Here is a 22215-nt window from a genome sequence, read left to right as displayed (position 1 = left end):
ATGGATGACCACGCCGATATCGTTCATCTCACATCCTGAACACGCCGAAGCGGGTTTCCTCGATCTCCGCATTGAGTGCCGCGGACAGGCTGAGCGCCAGCACCTCGCGCGTCTTTGCCGGGTCGATGATGCCGTCATCCCAGAGCCGCGCGGACGAGTAGAGCGGGTGCCCCTCATGCTCGTATTTCATCAGGATCGGCTTCTTGAACTTCGCCTCCTCCTCGGCGCTCCACTCGCCGCCCTTGCGTTCGATGCCTTCGCGCTTGACCATGGCAAGCACCGTTGCCGCCTGTTCGCCGCCCATCACCGAGATGCGGGCATTCGGCCACATCCACAGGAAGCGTGGCGAATAGGCGCGACCGCACATGCCGTAATTGCCGGCGCCGAACGAGCCGCCGATGATCATGGTCACCTTCGGCACCTTGGCGGTGGCAACCGCCATCACCAGCTTGGCGCCGTCCTTGGCGATGCCGCCGGCCTCGTATTTTCGCCCGACCATGAAGCCGGTGATGTTCTGCAGGAAAACCAGGGGTATCCCGCGCTGGCAGCACAGCTCGATGAAGTGCGCGCCCTTCAGCGCGCTCTCGGAAAACAGCACGCCATTGTTGGCGATGATGCCGACCGGCATGCCATGGAGATGGGCAAAGCCGGTGACAAGCGTGGTGCCGTAATTCTGTTTGAACTCATCGAATTCGGAGCCGTCGACGATGCGCGCGATCACCTCGCGCACATCATAGGGCTGGCGCAGATCGGTCGGTACGATGCCGTAGAGTTCATCCGCCGGATGAAGCGGCGGATGAGCTTTCCTAGAGGTCAGGCTTACAGTCTTGTTTCGATTCAGGTTCTTGACGATGCGCCGGCAAATGGCCAGGGCATGCTCGTCGTCCATCGCATAATGGTCGGCGACGCCGGAAAGCCGCGTGTGCACGTCCGCGCCGCCCAGATCTTCGGCACTGACGTCCTCGCCGGTGGCCGCCTTCACCAGCGGCGGGCCGCCGAGGAAGATGGTCGCCTGGTTGCGCACCATGATCGTCTCGTCCGACATCGCCGGCACATAGGCACCGCCCGCCGTGCAGGAACCCATGACGCAGGCTATCTGCGGAATGCCGGCCGCCGACATGTTGGCCTGGTTGTAGAAGATGCGGCCGAAATGTTCCCGGTCGGGAAACACCTCGTCCTGGTTGGGCAGGTTGGCGCCGCCGCTGTCGACCAGATAGACGCAAGGCAGATTGTTCTGCAGCGCGATCTCCTGCGCGCGCAGATGCTTCTTCACCGTCAGCGGGTAGTAGGTGCCGCCTTTCACGGTGGCATCGTTGACGACGACCATGACCTCGGTGCCTTCGACGCGGCCGACGCCGGCGATCAAGCCGGCCGCCGAAATCTCCTCGCCATACATCGACCACGCCGCGAACTGGCCGATCTCGAGGAAGGGCGAGCCGAAATCCAGCAATTGCGCGAGGCGCTCGCGCGGCAACAGCTTGCCACGCGAGACGTGGCGTTCACGGGCCTCCTCGGAGCCGCCGCGCTCGACGCTAGCCGCCTTCTCCGCAATGTCGGCGACCAGCGCCCGCATGCGCTCGGCATTGGCACGGAAGGTCTCGGAGGAGGGGGAGATCTGGGTTCGGAGAACGGCCATGCTACACCCCCTCGGCCATGATCTCGCGGCCGATCAGCCAGCGGCGGATTTCGCTGGTGCCGGCGCCGATCTCGTAGAGCTTGGCATCGCGCAGCAGACGCCCAGTCGGATAGTCGTTGATATAGCCGTTGCCGCCAAGCAGCTGCAGCGCATCGAGCGCCATCTGCGTCGCCTTCTCGGCGGCGAACAGCACGCAGCCGGCGGCATCCTTGCGCGTCGTCTGGCCGCGATCGCAAGCGGCGGCGACGGCATAGACGTAGGCGCGCGCGGCATTCATCGTCGTGTACATGTCGGCCAACTTGCCTTGCACCAGCTGGAATTCGCCGATCGCCTGGCCGAACTGCTTGCGCTCGTGCACATAGGGGATCGCCACGTCGAGGCATGCCGCCATCAGGCCGATCGGACCGCCGGCGAGCACGGTACGCTCATAGTCGAGGCCCGACATCAGCACCTCGACGCCGCGCCCTTCTTCGTGCAGCACATTGTCGAAGGGCACTTCGACATTCTCGAACACCAGCTCGCCAGTATTGGAACCGCGCATGCCGAGCTTGTCGAGCTTTTGCGCCACGGAGAACCCGGCCATCGCCTTCTCGACGATGAAGGCGGTGATGCCGCGCGATTTCCGCTCCGGATCGGTCTTGGCATAGACGACCAGCGTTTCGGCATCCGGCCCGTTGGTGATCCACATCTTGGTGCCGTTGAGCACATAGCGGTCGTTGCGCTTTTCGGCGCGCAGCTTGAGCGAGACGACGTCGGAGCCTGCGCCGGATTCCGACATGGCGAGCGCGCCGACACGCTCGCCCGAGCACAGCGGCGGCAGGAATCTTTCCTTCTGCGCCTGTGTTGCCCAGCGGTTGATCTGGTTGACGCAAAGATTGGAATGAGCGCCGTAGGAGAGGCCGACCGAGGCGGAAGCGCGCGAAATCTCCTCCACCGCGATGACGTGGGCCAGATAACCCATGCCGCTGCCGCCGAAATCCGGATCGGCCGTTATGCCGAGCAGGCCGAGCGCGCCGAACTCGCGCCACAGATGTGCCGGAAATTCGTTCTGGCGATCGATGTCGCCGGCGATCGGCGCGATCTTGTCCTGGGCGAAGCGCCGCACCAGGTCGCGCAATGCCTCGATGTCTTCGTCATGCCCGAAGCTGAGCGTGTTCGTATACATGCCGTTCCTCCCCGGTAGTTGTCGCGCCAACCAGCCGCATTGTCATCGAAAGATATGTCGCCGTCACTTCAGCGATCGACAGCCGCTCGCCCGGGCGAAACCAGACGATGACGCCGGTCATCATCTGGATCAGCGCCATCGCCGTCAGTCCGGTGTCATCGATGCTGAAGGCGCCTGCCTCCGCGCCATCGCGCAGGATCGAGCGCAGTTCCTTTTCATAGGCCGTGCGCATGCGCAGAATCTGCGTCAGCCTGTCGGGCGAAAGGCTGCGCAGTTCCATGTTCGATACATGCGTGGCGTGCCGTCGCTCGATATGGAATGCGATATGGTTGCGCACATAGGCCGCAAGCTGCTCCGCTGGATCGGCGCCGACTGGCCTGGCCTGTTCCCAGGCCCCGCGAAGCCCTTCCATGTGCTCGCGCATCAGCGTGAACAGCAGGTCTTCCTTGGTCGGGAAATAGCGGTAGAGCGCTGCGGCCTGCACGCCGACTTCCGCCGCCAACTGGCGCATGGACATCGCCTCGTAGCCATAGCGCGCAATCAGGCTGACCGCTGCCTGGCGGACAGCCGCCTCGGTCTTTTCGCCATCGGATCCTGTGGTGCGCGCCATGGTCGCCTCATTGAAGCGGCATTAATAAAACGAACGTTCAATTAATTCAAGTGCTCTGGATACGTTGTTCCTCGCCCCGCTGCCTTGGGGGCGAGGAATGGCGCTAAGCGATAATCCTGAGTCTGCCGGCGCGTCGTCCGTCGCCTCCTCGACCTCGACCGCCGAGACCAGCGCGCCCCGCGGCCCTTGCCAAAGCCGCTCTATCATGGGGTCGACCGCGGCATCGGCACCGGCAATCAGCGCGGTGACCGAGCCGTCGCGCTCGTTGCGCACCCAGCCCGTCAGCCCAAGACACATTCCCAAGCGGCTGGTCTTTGGCGATAGCTTGCATGGCAGCTTGGCGCATGCATTGTCTAACGTAGCGCTGGTCGACCCCCACTCCGTCTCGGCTTCGCCGAGCCACCTCTCCCCCGATCGACGGGGTAGAGGAAAGGCGCCAGGCTTTTTGCCGTCAACGCTCGTCCAGCAACGCTCCCTTCCTTTCCCTCCGGAGGGGGGAAAGGTGGCGCTGCGAAGCAGCGACGGATTGGGGGAACCACGTGGCAGTCAAGCCTCGGGCCGATCGGTCACGCCAGTCACAGAAGGTATGTGCATTGGCTTCAAACCCCGTAACGCGCCGCCGGCTTGTCGGCGTGCAGGCTGCCGTAGAAGGCTTGCCGGGCGGCGAGGAACGTGTCGAGCTTGGCGGTATCGGCAAGTGCGGGCACGGTGACGGCTTCGCCCCTGGCCAGGCCGACAAGGGCGGCATTGACCATGTCGTCGGCGGTCATGATGATCTCCTTCGGAACATTGTCGATATCGGTGCCGGCAAGTTCCCAGAAATCGGTCCGGGTCGCGCCCGGCAGCACCACCTGCACCTTCACATTGGTGCCCGCGACCTCACGGTGCAGGGCTTCGGTGAAGTTGACGACATAGGCTTTGGTGCCGCTGTAGATGCCGCCGAAGGAGGTGTCGAAGGCGAGCACCGAGGCGATGTTGACGATGCCGCCGCGGTTGCGTGCCAAAAGCCCCGGCAGCACGGCGCGGGTTAGGCGCGTCAAGGCGATGGTGTTGACCTTGATCATGCGCTCGGCCGCGTCGACGTCGGCGGTGGCCACGACGGCCTGACCGCCGATGCCGGCATTGTTGACCAGCAGTGTGATGCTCTCGTCGGCTGTTACAGCTTGCTCGACGCGACGCACATCATCGTCGTTTGCAAGATCGGCGCTGATCACGCTGACCTTGCGATCGTAGGTATGGCGCAGCTTTTCAGCCAGTTCTGCCAGCCGGTCGGCGCGTCGCGCCACCAGCACAAGATCGTAGCCCTGGCCGGCGAGCCGGTCGGCATAGACGGCGCCGATGCCTGACGAGGCGCCGGTGACGACCGCCGTGCCCTTGTTGTTTTCTGCACTCATTATCCTGCTCCTTGTTTCGACCAATTGGTTCGTTTCGACCCGTGTTGCCGGGCTCCGTGGGCAATCGCCCTCGCCTTCACCAAAGTCGCTCAACTCAATAGTGGTATATGCCACTATCAACGAAGTAGGCATATGCCACTATCTTGTCAATGATCTCAACGGGGATTATTTGTCAGGCTGCGACGGACATCATGTCTCTGCCGCGAGGACCTATCATGCCGAAAGACGCCCTGCCCGGCCTTAACCTTTGCAACAACGCCATGCTGCGGCGTGCAACGCGCAAGCTCGGCCAATTCTATGATGATGTGCTGGCCCCGTCGGGGCTCAAGGCAACACAGCAGGGCCTGCTCTACCAGATCCATGTCGGCAACGAGCCGGCAATGGGCGCCCTTGCCGCTGCCCTTGTCATGGATCTGTCGGCGCTCGGTCATACGCTGAAGCCGCTGATCCGCGACGGCTTCCTCGAAACCTTCGCCGACAAGGATGACCGCCGCATCAAGCGCGTCCGGCTGACGCCGTTGGGCCTTGTCAAGCTCGATGAGGCCGTGAAGCTTTGGGAAGTCGCCCAGCGGCGATTCGAGGATCTGGTCGGCAAGGAACAGGCGGCGAAGCTGCGCGCGGTGCTGGATGACATCGCCGCGTTGGATTTCGATCTGCCGTCGGCCACCTGAAGCAGCCGACGGCTTTTCGCAGACCTTATTCCGCCGGCATCGCCACTGGCCTGGCCAGCATCCGGCCGGCCACCACGATACCAAGCCCGACGATCGGGAAGGCAGCCGCGACCAGGCCGAGGTCGGCCGGCACGCCATAGCGCAGCACGGCGCCGCCGACCACGGCGCCCAGCGCCACGCCGAGATAGAGCGCCGAGGCATTGAGCGACAGCACGATCGGGGCAGCATCTGGCGCCAGCTTGATGATGCGGCTGGCCTGCGCCGGCGGGAACGCCCAGCCGACAATGCCCCACGGCACCATCATGCCCATCAGCGCCGGTCCGGCAATGTTGTGCGGCAGGAAGGTCGGGATCAGCGAGAAGGTGACCAGCATCGCCGCGCTCAGTGCCAACGACCAGGCAACGGTGCGCGTCGCGCCGAAGCGGTCGGCGGCCTGGCCGCCGGCGACGTTGCCGATGACGGCGCCGACGCCGAAGGCGAGCAGCATGCCGGGCAGCGCCAGCGGGCTGAGCCCACCGCCTTCGATAGCCAGGGGCGCGATGAATGCGAAGACGGTGAAGGCGCCGATCAGGGCGAAGACCGTCGTCAGCAGGATCGGCATGACGCCGGGACGCAGTGCCGCCGCCAGCCGCCGCCTGAGCGGCAGCTTGGTGCCGACGATCCCGCGCGGCAGCCGATACCACAGGATCGCGCCGGCCAGCGCGCCGAGCCCGGCGATGGCAAAGAAGGTGCCGCGCCAGCCCGCGACCGTGGCCACCAGCGCACCGAGCGGCGCGCCGAGCGCAACGGCCACCGTGGTGCCGCCGACGACGACGGCAATGGCGCGGGCGCGGTGGTGGTCATCGACCAGTGCCACCGCCGTACCTTGCGCGGTCGCCGCGAACAGGCCCGACGACAGCGCCATGATGATGCGCGCGATGAGCAGCACTTCGAAGGACGAGCTCAAGGCGGCGGTGATGTTGCCGACGACGAAGAACACCAGCGTCCACAGAATGACGCGGCGCCGGTCCCATTCGCCGGTGAGCGTCGCCAGGATCGGCGTGCCGATCGCATAGGCGAGCGCGAAGGCAGTGATCAGCGTGCCCGCCAACGGAATGGAAATGCCGGCATCCCCAGCGATGTCGGGCAGAAGGCTGGAAATGACGAAGCCCTCGGTCGAGATCGTGAACGATCCGAGCGCGAGCCAGAAGAGACGCTTGTCCATGGGGAAGTGTCCTTAGTTCAAAAGTTATTGAACAATTGGACATAACAGGGCATGATGTCAATGAAGCCAACGGAAAATAGCTGAACTATCCTGACAGCCCTGTGTCAGCACAAAAGGTCAGCACGGGGCGAAACGGGAGAAACAGTGTGTACGGGCAGGCGAGGACGGATGCGTTGAAATCGGCCCGAACTGCGCTTAGGTTTCCAGCCATGACGCTGCCTCACCCCAATACGGACCAGATCAGCCTGCCCATCGTGCTCGGCGTGCTCGGCGACCCGACGCGGCTTGCCATCGTGCGCTATCTCGCCAGCAAGGAAGGCGTACCGCTGAACTGCAGCCGGTTCCTCGATCTCGGTTCGAAGACGAATTTGAGCTATCACCTCGCCAAATTGCGCGAGGCCGGCGTCACCCGCACCGAAGTGGTCGGCACCAACCGGATGATCACGCTGCGCCGCGCCGACCTCGACGCCCGCTTCCCCGGCCTGCTCGACAGTGTCATCGCCGCGGCTGGCGACTCTGCCCTTCCGGCGGTCGGCGGCCCCGACATCGAAGTGCCGGCGTAGACCGCAGGTTCCGAAGCAAAATTCAGCCCCCCTAGCGCTGCCAAAAACCGATATGCGGCGCGAGAAGCTCCTCCTCCATCTCTGGGAAGGGGCCGTGGACCTCGACCGGCTTCTGCCCGGAGGCGAGGACCGTGCGCGACGCGAGGTTCATCGTCGGGTTGTCGGCATGGTCGCCAGTCAGCTCCAGAAGCTTGGTCTCCTCGAAGCCGTAGACCAGCCGGCCGATATTCGCCCAGTAAAGCGTTCCGGTGCACATCGCGCAGGGCTCGCCGGTCGAGACCAGCGTGCAGGACCAGAGGAATTCCGGCGGATAGGCGTCCGCGGCACGCCGAGCGAGTTCGGTTTCGGCGTGGCGCACGGTGCTGATGTTGCCTTGCCGCATGAGGATGCGATCGTCGGGGCCAACGAGCACACAGCCGAAAGGATGGTGACCGTGCGCGGCGGCGTCGCGCGCGACGTCATTGGCAGCGCGCAGGTGGGCGAACATCCGGTCGCGGGTCATCGCCTGGTGCCTTTCGAGGCTGTCTAAGCGGATATTCCCATATGAACTTCGGGACGGCGTGGACGCTAGCAAATGCAGTGCTTCCGCGATAGCCACGGCTGGGCTGCCCAGTGGTCCCGTCCCGAACGATCTCAAGAGCCTGATGACAACGACGGGGGCTTGATAACGAAGGCGGGGGCTTGATAACGAAGACGGGGGCTTGATATCGAAGAAGGGCCGGAAAGGCCTCCAACGGGCCGTGCCAAGGGAGCCCACCGCATGCGCATAGCCGTCCTCGCCGATATCCACGGCAACATACTGGCGCTGGATGCCGTGCTGGAGGATTTGGCGCGGCGTGGCGGCGCCGATCTCACCGTCAATCTTGGCGACAGCGTTTCCGGCCCGCTCTGGCCGCGCGAGACGTTTGCAAGGCTGCAGGCGCTGAACCTGCCGACGGTGCGCGGCAACCATGATCGCCGCGTCGCGGCCGACCCCGCCAATGACGAGATGTGGCCCTCGGACGTCTACGCGCAGGAGCGGCTGACGCAGGCGCAGCGCGCGGTGCTTCTCGCGCAACCCCTCACCCTGGAGATCGCACCCGGCGTCATCGCCTTCCACGCCCGTCCCGACCATGACGAGAAATATCTCACCGACGCGATCGTCGATGGCCAGTTGGTGCGCGCGCCGCTGGCGGCGATCCGGCGCCGGCTGAAGGCGCTCGCCCCGGCCTGCCGCATTGCGCTGTGCGGCCACAGCCACCGCGCCGAGCTGGTCCGTGTTCCCGATGGCCCGGTCATCTTCAACCCCGGCAGCATCGGCTGCCCCGCCTATGACGATTCAACGCCGCCGGCACATGTCTCCGAGCAGGGCTCGCCGCACGCCCGCTACGGCATCGTCACCTTGGGCGGCGCCGGCCTGCCTGACCGTTTCGAGGCCATCGCCGTCGGCTACGACCACGAGGCGGCCGCACGGCAGGCCGAGCAGGCGGGACGGCCGGAATGGGCCCACGGCTTGCGCACCGGCTTCATGCCGTAAACCGCGCGGCCGGCTTCCCAGCGATCGACCGGCACCAGCTTTGCCACAATTTTCGGACTTACATGGCGGCCCGTCGTCCCCTATAAAACCGGCCGGGCATGCGGCGGGACTGCCGCGGCATGGTGTTTTGAATATCGGCGCACGGCCAAATGATGAGGCGTACAGTTACGCTCCGAACAAGTTTGCAGGCGCTGATTGCCGTTCCGCTGCTGATCGCGGCCTGGCCGGCCGTTGTCCCTGCCCATGCCGAAGACTTCATTTCGGTCGTCACCGGGCTTGCCCCCGACGACCTGCTCAATATCCGAGCCAAGCCATCGGCGATCGGCAAGACCGAGGCCCGCCTGGCCGGCGGCGCAAGCGTACGCAACCTTGGCTGCAACGACATTGACGGGCACCCCTGGTGCAAGGTCGAGTCCGACAATCCCAAGGCCACCGGCTGGGCCCCCGCGCGCTACCTCGTGCCTCTCAATCCGGCGACCGTATCCGATCTGGACCAGGCGGCGGACGCGCCTGCCGGTGATGCCGCCGCCCCTCCGCCAACGCCTGATCTGACGGCACGGCTGGGCGAGGCGGCCGACGCCGCCGAACCGCCGGTGAAATCCGTTGCCGAGACCGCCATGCGGGATGCCTATGGCCTGGCTCTGGCGGCTGAGACCCCGCCGGCCGGGGCGGTTGCCGATCCCGCCGCGGCTGCACCCGTCGATAAGCAGACCGTCGCGGAACTCCCGCCCCAGCCCGACGCTCTTGCCTCTGGCGGCGGCATCGAGATTCCCTGCGCCCGCAAGGTCGGCCAGCCGATGACGCGCTGCGCGGCAATCGTCGTGCACAAGGGCACCGACAAGGCCGAAGTGACCGTGACCTGGCCCGATGGCGGCACGCGCGTCATCGCCTTCGACGCCGGCCGGCCGGCCGGCTCGGACGCCGACGGCAATTTCCGCTTCACCCGCGAGGGCAGCCTCAACATGATCCGCATCGGCGAGGCCGAGCGTTTCGAGATCACGGATGCCATTGCGTTTGGGGATTAGGGGTTAGGCGGTAGGCAGTAGGGACTAGATGGGAAGAAAAGCGTTCAGCAGCGCTTCCTATGGCCTACTGCCCAATCCCTACTCCCTAATCCCTCCCCTCATTTTCGGGGTTACATCCGACAAAACTCTTCCCTATAAGGCCCTCCTAGCCTGATACCAGAATCGCAAGCACAACCGGCCGGGTCTTCCCGTCCCGGTTTTTCGTGTAAGCCGCTCGCCGAACGGAATCCGAACCCATGCCAAGACGCACCGACATCAAGTCGATCCTGATCATCGGGGCCGGCCCCATCGTCATCGGCCAGGCCTGCGAGTTCGATTATTCCGGCACCCAGGCCTGCAAGGCGCTCAAGGAAGAGGGCTTTCGCGTCATCCTGGTCAATTCCAACCCGGCCACCATCATGACCGACCCGGAACTGGCCGACGCCACCTATATCGAGCCGATCACGCCTGAAGTCGTCGCCAAGATCATCGCCAAGGAGCGGCCCGACGCGCTGCTGCCGACCATGGGCGGCCAGACCGCGCTCAACACCGCTCTGTCGCTGCGCCGCATGGGCGTGCTCGAGCGCTACAATGTCGAGATGATCGGCGCCGACGCCATGGCCATCGACAAGGCCGAGGATCGCGCGCTGTTTCGCGAGGCGATGAGCAAGATCGGCCTGGAAACGCCGAAGTCGATGCTGGCCAACGCCACCGACGTCAAGAACGCCGACCGCAAGACGCATGAGGCAGAGCGCGCCGCGCTGAAGGCCGAGAAGCCGGCCGATCTCGATACCGCGCTCGATGCGCTGGAGACACGCTGGAACCTCGGCGAAGGCGACCGCAAGCAGCGCTATATCAGCCACGCCATGGCGATCGCCGCCCAGGCGCTCGACCATGTCGGCCTGCCGGCCATCATCCGCCCCTCCTTCACCATGGGCGGCACAGGCGGCGGCATCGCCTACAACCGCGCCGAATTCTACGACATCGTCCAGTCCGGCCTCGACGCCTCGCCGACCACCGAGGTGCTGATCGAGGAAAGCGTGCTCGGCTGGAAGGAGTATGAGATGGAGGTCGTCCGCGACAAGGCGGACAACTGCATCATCGTCTGCTCGATCGAGAACATCGACCCGATGGGCGTGCACACGGGCGATTCGATCACCGTCGCCCCGGCGCTGACCTTGACCGACAAGGAATACCAGATGATGCGCAACGCCTCGCTCGCGGTGCTGCGCGAGATCGGCGTCGAGACCGGCGGCTCCAACGTGCAGTTCGCCGTCAACCCGGCCGACGGCCGCCTGGTGGTGATCGAGATGAACCCGCGCGTCTCGCGCTCCTCCGCGCTCGCCTCCAAGGCGACTGGTTTCCCGATCGCCAAGATCGCCGCGAAACTTGCCGTCGGCTACACGCTGGACGAGCTGGAGAACGACATCACCGGCGGCGCTACCCCCGCCTCGTTCGAGCCGTCGATCGATTACGTGGTGACCAAGATCCCGCGCTTTGCCTTCGAGAAATTCCCCGGCGCCGAGCCGGTGCTGACCACCGCCATGAAGTCGGTCGGCGAAGTCATGGCCATCGGCCGCACCTTCCAGGAATCGCTGCAGAAGGCGCTGCGCGGACTGGAAACCGGCCTCACCGGCCTCGACGAGATCGAGATCCCCGGCCTCGGCCATGGGGCGGCAGTTGCCAGCCATGTCGACGACCGCAACGCCATCCGCGCCGCCTTGGGCACCCCGACCCCCGACCGGCTGCGCATGGTGGCGCAGGCGATCCGCATGGGCACCTCGCTGGAAGACGTCCACGCCATGTGCAAGATCGACCCGTGGTTCCTCGAACAGATCGCCGGCATCCTGGCCATGGAAGCCCGCATCCGCGAGCACGGCATCCCGCAGGACGCCGTCAATCTGCGCATGCTGAAGGCGATGGGCTTCTCCGACGCCCGCCTCGCGTCGCTGACGAAGACCGACGCCGAAGTGATTCAGAAGATTCGCGAAAAGCTCGACGTTCATCCAGTTTATAAACGCATCGACACTTGCGCCGCCGAGTTCGCCTCGCCGACCGCCTACATGTACTCCACTTATGAAGTGCCGTTCGCAGGCAGCCTCGCCAACGAGGCCCAGGTCTCGTCGCGCAAGAAGGTCGTCATCCTCGGCGGCGGGCCGAACCGCATCGGCCAGGGCATCGAGTTCGACTATTGCTGCTGCCACGCGGCGTTCGCGCTGCGCGACGCCGGCTATGAAGCGATCATGATCAACTGCAACCCCGAGACCGTCTCGACCGACTACGACACCTCGGACCGGCTCTACTTCGAACCGCTGACGGCGGAGGACGTGCTGGAGATCCTGCGCGCCGAACAGGCCTCGGGAGAGCTGGTCGGGGTCATCGTCCAGTTCGGCGGCCAGACGCCGCTGAAGCTCGCCGACGCGCTGGAGAAGGCCGGCATCCCGATCCTCGGCACCTCGCCCGACATGATCGATCTCGCCGAAGACCGCGACCGCTTCCAGAAGCTCCTGCACAAGCTCAACCTCAGCCAGCCGAAGAACGGCATCGCCTATTCGGTCGAGCAGGCCCGCCTCGTCGCCGGCGAACTCGGCTTCCCGCTGGTGGTGCGCCCGTCCTATGTGCTGGGCGGCCGCGCCATGCAGATCATCCATGACGAGAGCATGCTGCAATCCTACCTGCTCGACACCGTGCCCGGCCTGGTGCCGGAGGACATCAAGCAGAAATACCCCAACGACAAGACCGGCCAGATCAACACGCTGCTGGGCAAGAACCCGCTGCTGTTCGACACCTATCTCTCGGGCGCCATCGAGGTCGATGTCGACTGCCTCTGCGACGGCAAGGCGACCTTCGTCTCCGGCATTCTCGAACACATCGAGGAGGCCGGCATCCATTCGGGCGACAGTGCCTGCTCGCTCCCCGTCCACTCGCTGCCTTCCGAACTCGTCGACGAGCTGGAGCGCCAGACGGCAGCCCTTGCCCGTGCGCTCAATGTCGGCGGCCTGATGAACGTGCAGTATGCGATCAAGGACGGCACGGTTTATGTGCTGGAGGTCAACCCGCGCGCGTCACGCACCGTGCCCTTCGTCGCCAAGACCATCGGCCGGCCCATAGCCAAAATCGCCGCCCGCATCATGGCCGGCGAGAGCCTGGAAGACGCCTTCGCCCATTATGGCGCGATGCCTGACCCCAGGAACCCCGGCCACATCGCTGTCAAGGAAGCCGTCTTCCCCTTCGCCCGCTTCCCCGGCGTCGACATATTGCTCGGGCCGGAAATGCGCTCGACCGGCGAGGTCATGGGCCTCGACCGCGATTTCGCGCTGGCCTTCGCCAAGAGCCAGTTAGGGGCCGGCGTCGACCTGCCCCGCTCCGGCACCCTCTTCGTCTCGGTGCGCGACGAGGACAAGAAAGGCATCCTGCCGGCGGTCAAGCGCCTCGCCGGCCTCGGCTTCAAGGTGCTGGCCACCTCGGGCACGCAGCGCTTCCTCGCCGAAAACGGCGTGGTAGCCGAAAAGATCAACAAGGTGCTGGAAGGCCGCCCCCACATCGAAGACGCCATCCGCAACCGCCAGGTCCAGATCGTCTTCAACACTACGGACGGCCAGAAAGCGGTGTCGGACTCCAAGTCGTTGCGCCGGGCGACGCTGATGCAGAAGGTACCGTATTATACGACGCTGTCGGGTGCAGCGGCGGTGGCCGAGGCGATTGCGGCGCTGAAGGCGGGGAGCCTGGAGGTTCGGCCGCTGCAGGAGTATTTTGCGTGATATATCAACCGGATAGCTGCAATAATACAAGAACACGTTTAGCAATTCTATACAAACCCAGATACCTCTTCGTCTATTAAATCGCTTGAAACAAGATAAATTTCATTTGTCTCGAATTTTCTAAGTGACGACAATATATCTAGAGCCATGTTCGATCTTGCTTGCTTTGACAGCTCCCTATCAGATAATTTAGATTGGGTTCTTAGTATTCCAATCTGCGCAGAATAAAGACGGTCAAAACTAAAGCTTAATACCTTTAGAAATTGTTTTTTTTCGATAGCCACTCCAAAATCTAGGAATTGCCCGTCATCAACTTGAATGTACTCCTCTGGGCAGTACCTGTAAATTTTGTTAACTCTTCGAAGAAACGAAACCCTCAACTTATAGTCAGAATTCGCATTGATTATTTCACGTATATCGTCGACGTGTTTGGAAAAAAACTGAGACCTTATCAGTTGTGACATCAAAGAGATCGAAAGCCCGTACTCTGCCGTACGAGCGTAGGCCAATATCGTTCTGAATAGGAAGTGATCGCTGTTAATTATTCGAGAGGCAGCCTGAATTGCCGCCCTCATAGCACGAACGTCATTGGATTGTCGTAGTATTATATTCACAAGAAATTTTCGATAGTCTTCAATATTAACAAATATATTTTTCATTCGAAGAAGTATATCTGTCTTCACTGTAAGGTCTTTTGTATCAAAAAACAAGCGAATCGCCATTGCGCGATCGTTTTCACGAGCATCCCTGCCAATACTGCGCGCAATCCAATCACAAATAGCTCCCCAGTAATTTGCGCGAAGTCTAAGATACTCCTTCTCCGCAAATTCATCGCTAAATATTGACACCTCTTTGAAATAGTAAAATAAAGAACCCTCAACCAGCGCGCCGGTAAAATTCGTGGTCTCATCGAACAGAACGTTTGATCCATAAGCACCACGCAGGTCGCAATTGGTGAAATTGTAGCCACTCAGGTCGCAGTCAGAAAAATTTACTCCGCTCAGGTCTGTTCCAACAAGATCGGTAGCAGGGTCAATACCTGCAGCAACAGCCAATATCACAAAATTCTTGCTGCTCTCATTTAGCAAACGAAGAGCGTTAGTTGAAAAATCAGCAGAAACCGGAACTGAACGTATATATCTATAGCTCATGGTTACCTATAACTGAAATCTCAATGTAGCCAGATTTTTTTTCATAGCTCTCGTTACCAACTGACTTTGCAAGCAAGGCAGAAAAAACACGATCGAGATTCGTATTTCCCCTGCTCAACTTAGATAGAATTCCAGATCCACTATCCGGCGGTGAGAAATAGATATGGTTTTTTCTAGATAGCAAAACAATCTTTGCGCCCCGTCTATTAGATTTTTCTAAAGGTCGTACTTTACACAGCAAACTGCCTGAAAGATATGTATTTACCAGAGGGCCACCCTTTGGTCCTTCCAGAAACCACAGACCATTGGGGCGAGCGCTGATGCGATATTCAGTTCTAGTGAGGTCGCGAGCGACAGCATGTTCCATGTTTGAAGCGCCGGACTCTTCATGCGAAGCGCTGGCTAGAAGCGCCGTTGGGTCAAGAGTGAACCCTGCCTTCGTAGCCGTAGCCTTCGACGCCGACAACTTCGTTGATTCTTTAAGCGTATCTGTAATGACTGCCTCTACCTGATGGTCTCCAAACCGGCTACCGGGAGTTATCTCCACACCATCCAGGATCAGATAGAGCTCGGCACACTTGAAACCGATATCTATCTCTTGCCCATTGATATCTATTGTACCCAAGCCAAATCGCAGATCGAGAATAATATCGGTCTCTTCAGAGATGGACGCTTCAACGACTTTTCTGTCGATATTTAGCTCTGCCAAATCGATCAGCTTGTTAGAAACGATCCATTCGGGGTTCGAACTCACCGTCTCGTTCGTTGGGTCGGATGGCCTAATTTTCACGTCTGGTTCAAACCCCATTTTGCTTCGACAAAAGAGACTTCGAAAAACACCTCCACATGTTGAGGTAAATACATGTGTGGTGACAAGCGATTTCAGCAGCTAGTTTCGTTGGAAGCGACCCTCACGCCACCGCCACACACTCGATCTCGATATCAAACTCCATCGGCCAAGACGCCACCGGCACGAAGCTCCGCGCCGGCGGGTTGACGTTGAAGTACCTCGCGTAAACCCGGTTGATCGCGTTGTAGAAGCCGGAATTGACGGCGTAGATGCGCACCATCACCACATTGTCCAGCGAGGTGCCGGCCGCTTCCAGGCAGTGTTTCAGCGCCTTCAGCGACGCCTCGGTCTGCACCTCGATGTCGCCGCGCACCATCTCGCCGGTCACCATGTCCACCGGCGGCGTCGCCGAGATGAACACGAAGCCGTTGGCCTTGACCGCTGTCGAGCAGGGCAGGCCGAGCGAGCGAACCTTGTCCGACATGACGGGTACTTCGATGACTTCTTTTTTCATGGTGATGCTCCCTGGGTTGGCGGAAGCTTATCGCGCCAGCCGCCGAACGCCAGCGCAGTTCTTCCTTCTCCCCCTGTGGGAGAAGGTGGCACGGCGCGTCAGCGCCGGGTCGGATGAGGGGTGTTCCAGCTTGGCGATACCGTCAAACAATTACGAGATCGAACCAGAAAACACCAACGCCTCACTCCGCTGGAGCACCCCTCATCCGTCTTGCCGCTTCGCGGCAATCCACCTTCTCCCACAGGGGGAGAAGGAAAGGCCGGCACCTCGCTCACCCCTGCCCCGGATACGGCGTCCCATCCTTGTGCAGGAACCGTCCGTCGGAACTCGGGCTCATCATGTCGATGTCGGAGCAGGTGATGACGTCGTCCGGATTGCGCGAGCCGACCTCGAGGTAAACAGCCGTCGTCGCCGAGCGGTTGATCATATGGTGGCCGTTGCCGCTGTTCTTGGCGAAGGCAGCACTATCGCCCGCTTTGAGCAGCGTCTCGCCGCCATCCTCGACCAGCGTCAGTTCGCCTTCCAGCACATAGACGAGTTCGTCCTCATGGCTGTGCCAGTGGCGCTGGCTCGACCAGCCGCCGGGCGGGAGCGTCATCAAATTGACGCCGAAATCGGTGAGCCCGCCGGCATCGCCCAGGCGCCGGCGCGTGCGGGTGGCGCAGGGCGCGTCGAAGGGTGCGGGGTAGCCGGAGCCTTGGCGGATGGGCACGGTGGCGAGGTCGATCTTGGGCATGGGTGCTTCCTCGGGTGATGGCCACAGTTTAATTCGCGACGGGCGCGGAGCCAACTTGCGGCACCGGGTTCGCAACTGGCGAAGCATCCGCCGTCACGCCCTACGGCGCCCCCTCTGTCCTGCCGGACATCTCCCCCTCTAGGGGGGAGATTGGCCGTCACGTCGGCTTTCGGCAATTTTCAATGTTGCGAGAAGAGAGCCGGCGCCAAAGCTGCCAATCTCCCCCATTGAGGGGGAGATGTCCGGCAGGACAGAGGGGGGCGCCGTAGAGCGCCGACTTTGACCGCCTCGCTCTCGCCCCCTAATGCGCCGCCGCCAGGTTCTTCACATGCTTCTCGTGCATCTGCAGCGTCGGCAGCGTCTTCTTGGCGAACTCCTTCAGCGCCGGGTCGTCGCCGGACTGGACGTAGGTCGAAAACATTGCCACCGCCTGCTTGTGCGCCTCCGCCTGCAAGGCGATGTACCTGGCCTGGAAGGCGTCGCCGTCCAGCGCCTTGAGCTGGTCGAGCATCGCCTGGTCCTTGGGCAGCAGTGGCGGGCCTTCCGGCGTGACCGATGCCGTGGTCTGGCTGTTTTCCCGGGCTGCCTTGAAATCCTCGCCGGCCTTGGTGTGGTCCTTGATCATCAGTTCGGCGAAATCCTTCACATCGGCCGCGACACCCTTGGTCTCGGCCAGCTTGCTGCTCTCGATCTCGAAGCGGTTGGCGCTGACCAGCGTTTTGGAGAATGTGTCGGTGTCGATCTTGTTTTCCGACACCGGCGGTACGTCGGCAGGCGCCGCCTGCTGCGCGAAAGCCGCGGACGCGCCGGCCAGAAGGGCAAGCGTCGCAAGAGTGAGATGCGGTCTCATCTGGTTTCTCCCGTGTTCGAATCCTCGAAGGTCCAACGCGGCAGAAGCGGTGAAGTTGCGCTTGGGCGTCGCTCAGTGGCAGCACGCCTCACCATATTGCAGCTGCTCGTGCCAGTTTGGCCGGCCCTCGGGCGTGAAATCCATCAGGTTCCACAGGATCTCGCAGGTGCCGATGGCACGCGGGTCCTGGCCGGGTTCGGGCGGCGCGAAGCCGAGCTCCGACGACCAGAAATGGCGGATGCCGTCATTATCGCGGTGGAACACCGAGAGCAGCGGGATCTGCGCGCCGTCGGCATCCTCGGCGTTGTAGTCGCGCTTGAAGCTGTTGGACGCCGACGACACCAGCCGCATGTTCCTCCAGCCGCGGTCGCGGCCGAGCGTAGTGAGGTTTTCGAGCCCGGTCTTGGCCACCACGGCGAAATTGAAGCCGGCGGCCTGGAGGTGCCCGACCGCGCCGTCGAACTGGTCGAGCAGCGCCGTGCAGGACGGGCATGGCTGGTCCGGCCGGGCGAGCTTGGCCGTGCCGCCGCTGGTCGCCACATCGCGCGTTTCCTGCGGATGGCGGGGAAACATCATCTGATAGAGGATGAGAGTGTCCTTGCCCGGCGCGAACAGCTCCGACAGTTTGACCTTGGCCGGCTTGCCATCGGCGCCCATTGCATCGAAGACATAGTCCTGGCGGATCGGCCCGCCCGGCGGCAGCGCGCGGCGCGCCTCGGCCACCGCTTCCATGGCGCGGCGCAGCTCGATTTCCTTCGTCAGCAGCTTTTCGCGGGCGGTGCGGTATCTGGCGGATTCATTGGGAAAGGTGATCATGATCGGCTCCTTGCGTCGTCGCGCCGGCATCCCGGCGCGGTTGCTCTACGACCCAAGGACGTTTCGTCGCGATCGGTTCCGACATTTTTGCGCGCTGCGTGGCGACGACGGACCACCTCTCCCGCAAGGGCGGACGAACGCTACTGCGCCGTCGGCACCGGGCAATTGATCTCGCCTTCGGGACAGTTGAGATAGGTCTTGAAATCGCTCAATCGGTCGTTGGTGAGCGACGTCTGGCAATTGGCGACCACCATTGGGTAGATGGTTCCCGCCTGGTCGATCGGACCGCCCTGGAACTTGCATTCGGCATCGCGGAAGGCGACCCAGGCGCGCTGCGCGTCGACCAGCAATTTCTTCGACGCCGCATTGTCCTTCAGCCGGCCCTCGATCTGCCTGTAGGCGTCGTTGAGCTTCTTGTCGGCGGCGACGAAATCCTTGCCGGCGCATTCGTTCATGGTGGTCTGGTCCTGCGCGTTGGCACAGTCGGCGGCGGCACGAGCCGGGCCGGAAGTGAGCGGAGCGGCAAGGATCAAGGTGGCGAAGGTCAGGGGGGTAAGGGTGGTAGGGCTGGAGAGCAGAAGCCGCATCATTTTTCCTCCGGTTTCAGCCATGCCCGCCGGCTCAAGCTTAGCAACCGGATGCATGCAGGCAAGATGTCGACTGGCAGCTTGGTGGACAGTTCCTTTCCGGATCCTCACCCCTTGACCCCGCCGGCGGTGAGGCCGGAGACGATCTTGCGTTGGAAGATCAGCACCAGCACCACCAGCGGCACGGTGACGATCACCGACGCGGCCATGATGTTGCCCCACGGTATCTCGAACTGCGAATTGCCCGACAGCAGCGCGATCGCCACCGGCACGGTGCGCTGTGCGTTGTTGGAGGTGAAGGTCAGCGCAAACAGGAATTCGTTCCACGCGCCGATGAAGGCGAGCAGCCCCGTGGTCGCCAGCGCGGGCCACATCAGCGGCAGGAAGATCCGGGTGATGATGATCCACGGCGTCGCGCCGTCGAGGATCGCCGCCTCCTCGACCTCGACCGGCAGGTCGCGCACGAAGGCGGTCAGCACCCAGACGGTGAACGGCAGCGTGAAGATCATGTAGGAGAAGATCAGCGCGAACAGCGAATTGTAGAGGCCGAACAGACGCACCAGTTCGAACAGCCCGGCCAGCACCGCCACCTGCGGAAACATCGACACCGACAGGATGGCGAACAGCAGCGCCGAGCGGCCACGGAAGCGGACGCGCGCTAGCGCGTAAGCCGCGGTAACGCCCAGGAACAGGGAGAGTGCCACGACCGCGCCCGAAACGACCAGCGAATTCATCAAATTGCGGGCGAAGCTGCCTTCGGTCAGCACGTTGCGGTAGTTGGCCAGGCTGAACGTCTTTGGCCAGAGATCGGCCTGGAACAGCGCGGTTCCGGATTTCAGGCTGGTGACGATGGCGTAGTAGAACGGGAACACCGCGACGAAGACGATTCCCGCGACCAGCAGGTAAAAAGCCGTGCGCTTCAGGAGCCACATCTCAGCGGCCTCCATCCAGGCTGACACGGCCGATCCGGATGGCGGCGATGGTGAGCAGGGCCAGGATCAGGAAGAGCAGCGTCGAGGCGGCCGAGCCATAGGCGAACTTGTCGAACTCGAACAGGTTCTCGCGGGCGAACACCGACATCGACTTGGTGTGCACATTGTTGGGCGTCAGCACATAGATCAGGTCGAAGATGCGCAGCGCATCGAGCGCGCGGAAAATGACGGCCACCATCACCGCTGGACGGATCAGCGGCAAGGTCACCCGCCAGAAGATCTGCCATGGATTGGCGCCGTCGAGCTTCGCCACCTCGATGATCTCGCGCGGCAGCATCTGCAGCGCGGCCAGGATAAGCAGCGTCATGAATGGCGTCGACTTCCAGATGTCGACGATCAGCACCGCCGCCATTGCCGTTTCGGCACTGGCCGTCCAGGCGATCTTGCCGTCGATCAGGCCGAAATTGATGAGCACGACATTGATGATGCCGAACTGGTCGTTCAGCATCCACTGCCACATCTTGGCCGAGACGATGGTCGGGATCGCCCAGGGGATCAGGATCGCCGCCCTGACGATGCCGCGGCCAGGGAATTCGGCATTGAGCACCAGCGCTACGATCATGCCGAGGATCGTCTCGCAGCTCACCGAAATCGCCGCGAAGCGCACCGTGTTCCAGACGGCGCGCCACCACACCGGATCGACCAGCAGGCCGTCATGTAGGACGCGGCCGCTCGGCATTGTGAACACCGAGAAATAATTGGCAAAGCCGACCCACTGGCGCGCGTCGAGATCGGCCAGCGAGGCGTCGGTGAAGCTGAAATAGACCGTGCGGGCAAGCGGCCAGCCGGCCGCGGCGGCCAGCACCAGCAGCATCGGCGCCAGGAAAAGCCACGCCGAGCGAACGCGCTGTGCCATCAGCCGCGGGCGCGGGCGCCCGGCCTGGCTGGCGCCGGCCGGCTCCGCGCTCACCAGCCGCGGCCCTTCAGCCTGGTCAGCGTCGCTTCGAGATCGGCCAGATTGTCAGCGGCGGCGCCGTCGCCCGACAGCGTGTTGTGAACGGCATTCCAGAACTGGCTCGATGCCTCGTTGTACTTGATCCCTGTCGCGGACGAGGGACGCGGCACCGCATTGAGAAATATCTGCTTCCAGTGCGGAACGATCGGCTGTTCCCTGGCGATGTCGGCATCGTCATACAGCGCCTGGATGGTCGGCAGGTTGGATGTCTTCAGCGTGCGGTATTTCTGCATCGCCGGCGAGGCGATGAACTTGACCAGCTCGATCGCCGCGTCCGGATGCTTCGAATATTTGGAGACGGCAAGGTTCCAGCCGCCGAGCGTCGCGACCGGCCGGGCGCCCTCGCCCGTGCCCCCCGGCAGCGGTGCCACGTCGAACTTGCCCTTGATCGGCGACCCCTGGCCGTTGCCAAGCGCATAGGCATAGGGCCAGTTGCGCATGAAGACGGCGTTGCCTGTCTGCCAGACGCCGCGCGATTCCTCTTCCTGGTAGGCAAGCACGCCGGGCGGCGAGATGGTCCCGATCCAGCCCTTGGCCATGTCGAGCGCCGCCGCCGCTTGTCGGTTGTTGATGGAGACGGTGCCGTCGGGCTCGATGATCTGGCCGCCGCCATTCGACATCACCCATTCGAGCGCGTTGCAGGTCAGCCCCTCATAGGCATTGCCCTGGAAGACGAAACCCCAGATATCGCGATTGCCGGCGGCACGTTCCTTGTCCATCACCAGCTTCGCGGTATCGCCCAGCTCCTTCCAGGTGGCCGGCACCTTGGCGCCGTATTTGTCGAGGAGATCCTTGCGGTAGTAGAGCGCCGGGGCATCGGTGAAGATCGGCAGGGCGACGAGCTTGCCGTTGACGGTCTGCGACTGGATGATCGAGGGGAAATGCGCACCCACGACATCGCGCGTCGCCGCGGTCAAATCCACGAGCTGGCTGGCGAGCTGCGGCGCCCAGATGACATCGGTCTGGTAGATGTCGATGTCGCTGTTTCCAGCGGCAAGCCACAGCCGGTACTGGCCGAACTGGTCGGTCCCGGACGACGGCATGACGACGATCGAGACCTTGTTGCCGCTTTCTTTCTCGTAGCGGTCGAGGATCTCGCGCAGCACCTTGATGCCGTTGCCGGTGTCGCCCGAAACGATCGACAATTCGACGGCACGCACTGGGACCGTTCCCAGCATGACGGTGACCGCCAACGCCAGAAATGCATGGAAAAGCTTCACGATGGCGGATCTCCATGCTGAGGGCGACGCGGACACGCCGGCAGTTCGTCAGGCCCCACCGTTCAATGAATGCAAAGCGA

Annotated in this window: 22 protein-coding genes; 5 read left to right on the top strand and 17 right to left on the bottom strand. The window is 62.7% G+C overall.

Features of this window, described 5'->3' with window-relative positions; translation table 11 throughout:
• Window positions 1–28: 28 nt before the first annotated feature.
• From LB568_RS02290 to LB568_RS02270, 5 genes are all read right to left on the bottom strand, one after another.
• Complete coding sequence (locus LB568_RS02290; protein WP_013896402.1) at window positions 29–1636, bottom strand: carboxyl transferase domain-containing protein; 1608 nt, start codon at window positions 1634–1636, stop codon at window positions 29–31.
• A 1-nt stretch (window position 1637) separates the two neighbouring features.
• Complete coding sequence (locus LB568_RS02285; protein ID WP_224728925.1) at window positions 1638–2801, bottom strand: isovaleryl-CoA dehydrogenase; 1164 nt, start codon at window positions 2799–2801, stop codon at window positions 1638–1640.
• Window positions 2770–3411, bottom strand: coding sequence for a TetR/AcrR family transcriptional regulator (locus LB568_RS02280; protein WP_140575841.1), 642 nt, complete (start codon window positions 3409–3411; stop codon window positions 2770–2772). The genes LB568_RS02285 and LB568_RS02280 overlap by 32 nt, the downstream gene beginning before the upstream one ends.
• Window positions 3412–3432: 21 nt before the next feature.
• Window positions 3433–3714, bottom strand: coding sequence for an acylphosphatase (locus LB568_RS33765; RefSeq protein WP_412033889.1), 282 nt, complete (start codon window positions 3712–3714; stop codon window positions 3433–3435).
• A gap of 296 nt (window positions 3715–4010) precedes the next feature.
• Window positions 4011–4805 carry an SDR family NAD(P)-dependent oxidoreductase gene (locus tag LB568_RS02270; protein ID WP_224728924.1) on the bottom strand — a complete coding sequence of 265 codons (795 nt, stop codon included), beginning with the start codon at window positions 4803–4805 and terminating at the stop codon, window positions 4011–4013.
• 215 nt (window positions 4806–5020) lie between these two features.
• Here LB568_RS02270 and LB568_RS02265 point away from each other — a divergent pair, with 215 nt between their 5' ends.
• Window positions 5021–5476 carry a MarR family winged helix-turn-helix transcriptional regulator gene (locus tag LB568_RS02265; RefSeq protein ID WP_224728923.1) on the top strand — a complete coding sequence of 152 codons (456 nt, stop codon included), beginning with the start codon at window positions 5021–5023 and terminating at the stop codon, window positions 5474–5476.
• A gap of 25 nt (window positions 5477–5501) precedes the next feature.
• On the opposite strand, the gene LB568_RS02260 is transcribed toward LB568_RS02265, so the two are convergent.
• Entirely contained in the window at window positions 5502–6680 is a 1179-nt protein-coding gene (locus tag LB568_RS02260) for an MFS transporter (RefSeq protein ID WP_224728922.1), read from the bottom strand.
• A 209-nt stretch (window positions 6681–6889) separates the two neighbouring features.
• On the opposite strand from LB568_RS02260, the gene LB568_RS02255 reads away from it, so the two are divergent.
• Entirely contained in the window at window positions 6890–7243 is a 354-nt protein-coding gene (locus LB568_RS02255; RefSeq protein ID WP_224728921.1) for an ArsR/SmtB family transcription factor, read from the top strand.
• Between the two features lie 31 nt (window positions 7244–7274).
• Here the strand turns inward: LB568_RS02255 and LB568_RS02250 are convergent, their stop codons facing one another.
• Window positions 7275–7745: a nucleoside deaminase gene (locus tag LB568_RS02250; RefSeq protein WP_224728920.1), complete on the bottom strand. Its 471-nt coding sequence runs from the start codon at window positions 7743–7745 to the stop codon at window positions 7275–7277.
• 258 nt (window positions 7746–8003) lie between these two features.
• On the opposite strand from LB568_RS02250, the gene LB568_RS02245 reads away from it, so the two are divergent.
• From LB568_RS02245 to carB, 3 genes are all read left to right on the top strand, one after another.
• Window positions 8004–8759, top strand: a complete 756-nt coding sequence (locus tag LB568_RS02245; RefSeq protein WP_041164632.1) for a metallophosphoesterase family protein — start codon at window positions 8004–8006, stop codon at window positions 8757–8759.
• A 149-nt stretch (window positions 8760–8908) separates the two neighbouring features.
• Window positions 8909–9784, top strand: a complete 876-nt coding sequence (locus LB568_RS02240) for an SH3 domain-containing protein (RefSeq protein ID WP_224728919.1) — start codon at window positions 8909–8911, stop codon at window positions 9782–9784.
• Window positions 9785–10020: 236 nt separating this feature from the next.
• Window positions 10021–13524 carry a carbamoyl-phosphate synthase large subunit gene (gene carB / locus LB568_RS02235; RefSeq protein ID WP_140572014.1) on the top strand — a complete coding sequence of 1168 codons (3504 nt, stop codon included), beginning with the start codon at window positions 10021–10023 and terminating at the stop codon, window positions 13522–13524.
• A gap of 47 nt (window positions 13525–13571) precedes the next feature.
• Here the strand turns inward: carB and LB568_RS02230 are convergent, their stop codons facing one another.
• From LB568_RS02230 to LB568_RS02185, 10 genes are all read right to left on the bottom strand, one after another.
• The gene (locus tag LB568_RS02230; RefSeq protein WP_224728918.1) at window positions 13572–14675 is read right to left on the bottom strand and encodes a pentapeptide repeat-containing protein; all 1104 of its coding nucleotides are present in this window, start codon (window positions 14673–14675) and stop codon (window positions 13572–13574) included.
• Window positions 14665–15429, bottom strand: coding sequence for a hypothetical protein (locus tag LB568_RS02225; RefSeq protein WP_224728917.1), 765 nt, complete (start codon window positions 15427–15429; stop codon window positions 14665–14667). The genes LB568_RS02230 and LB568_RS02225 overlap by 11 nt, the downstream gene beginning before the upstream one ends.
• Window positions 15430–15586: 157 nt before the next feature.
• Window positions 15587–15979: a Rid family hydrolase gene (locus tag LB568_RS02220; RefSeq protein ID WP_224728916.1), complete on the bottom strand. Its 393-nt coding sequence runs from the start codon at window positions 15977–15979 to the stop codon at window positions 15587–15589.
• A 271-nt stretch (window positions 15980–16250) separates the two neighbouring features.
• On the bottom strand, window positions 16251–16715 hold the full coding sequence (locus tag LB568_RS02215) for a cupin domain-containing protein (protein ID WP_224728915.1): 465 nt from the start codon (window positions 16713–16715) through the stop codon (window positions 16251–16253).
• A 301-nt stretch (window positions 16716–17016) separates the two neighbouring features.
• Complete coding sequence (locus LB568_RS02210) at window positions 17017–17565, bottom strand: DUF4142 domain-containing protein (protein WP_013893599.1); 549 nt, start codon at window positions 17563–17565, stop codon at window positions 17017–17019.
• Between the two features lie 72 nt (window positions 17566–17637).
• Window positions 17638–18381: a DUF899 family protein gene (locus tag LB568_RS02205; protein WP_224728914.1), complete on the bottom strand. Its 744-nt coding sequence runs from the start codon at window positions 18379–18381 to the stop codon at window positions 17638–17640.
• Window positions 18382–18521: 140 nt separating this feature from the next.
• Window positions 18522–18971 carry a lysozyme inhibitor LprI family protein gene (locus tag LB568_RS02200; protein ID WP_224728913.1) on the bottom strand — a complete coding sequence of 150 codons (450 nt, stop codon included), beginning with the start codon at window positions 18969–18971 and terminating at the stop codon, window positions 18522–18524.
• 104 nt (window positions 18972–19075) lie between these two features.
• Entirely contained in the window at window positions 19076–19900 is an 825-nt protein-coding gene (locus LB568_RS02195) for a carbohydrate ABC transporter permease (RefSeq protein ID WP_224728912.1), read from the bottom strand.
• A 1-nt stretch (window position 19901) separates the two neighbouring features.
• Window positions 19902–20870 carry a carbohydrate ABC transporter permease gene (locus LB568_RS02190; RefSeq protein ID WP_412033888.1) on the bottom strand — a complete coding sequence of 323 codons (969 nt, stop codon included), beginning with the start codon at window positions 20868–20870 and terminating at the stop codon, window positions 19902–19904.
• Window positions 20867–22135 (bottom strand): ABC transporter substrate-binding protein, encoded by a 1269-nt coding sequence (locus LB568_RS02185; protein WP_224728911.1) that lies wholly within the window; start codon window positions 22133–22135, stop codon window positions 20867–20869. Before LB568_RS02185 ends, LB568_RS02190 begins: the two co-directional genes overlap by 4 nt.
• Between the last annotated feature and the right edge of the window lie 80 nt (window positions 22136–22215).

Origin of the sequence: Mesorhizobium sp. B263B2A (assembly GCF_020165775.1) — a bacterium.
Classification (GTDB): Bacteria; Pseudomonadota; Alphaproteobacteria; order Rhizobiales; family Rhizobiaceae; genus Mesorhizobium; species Mesorhizobium opportunistum.
This window is presented reverse-complemented; position numbering and strand designations above follow the sequence as displayed.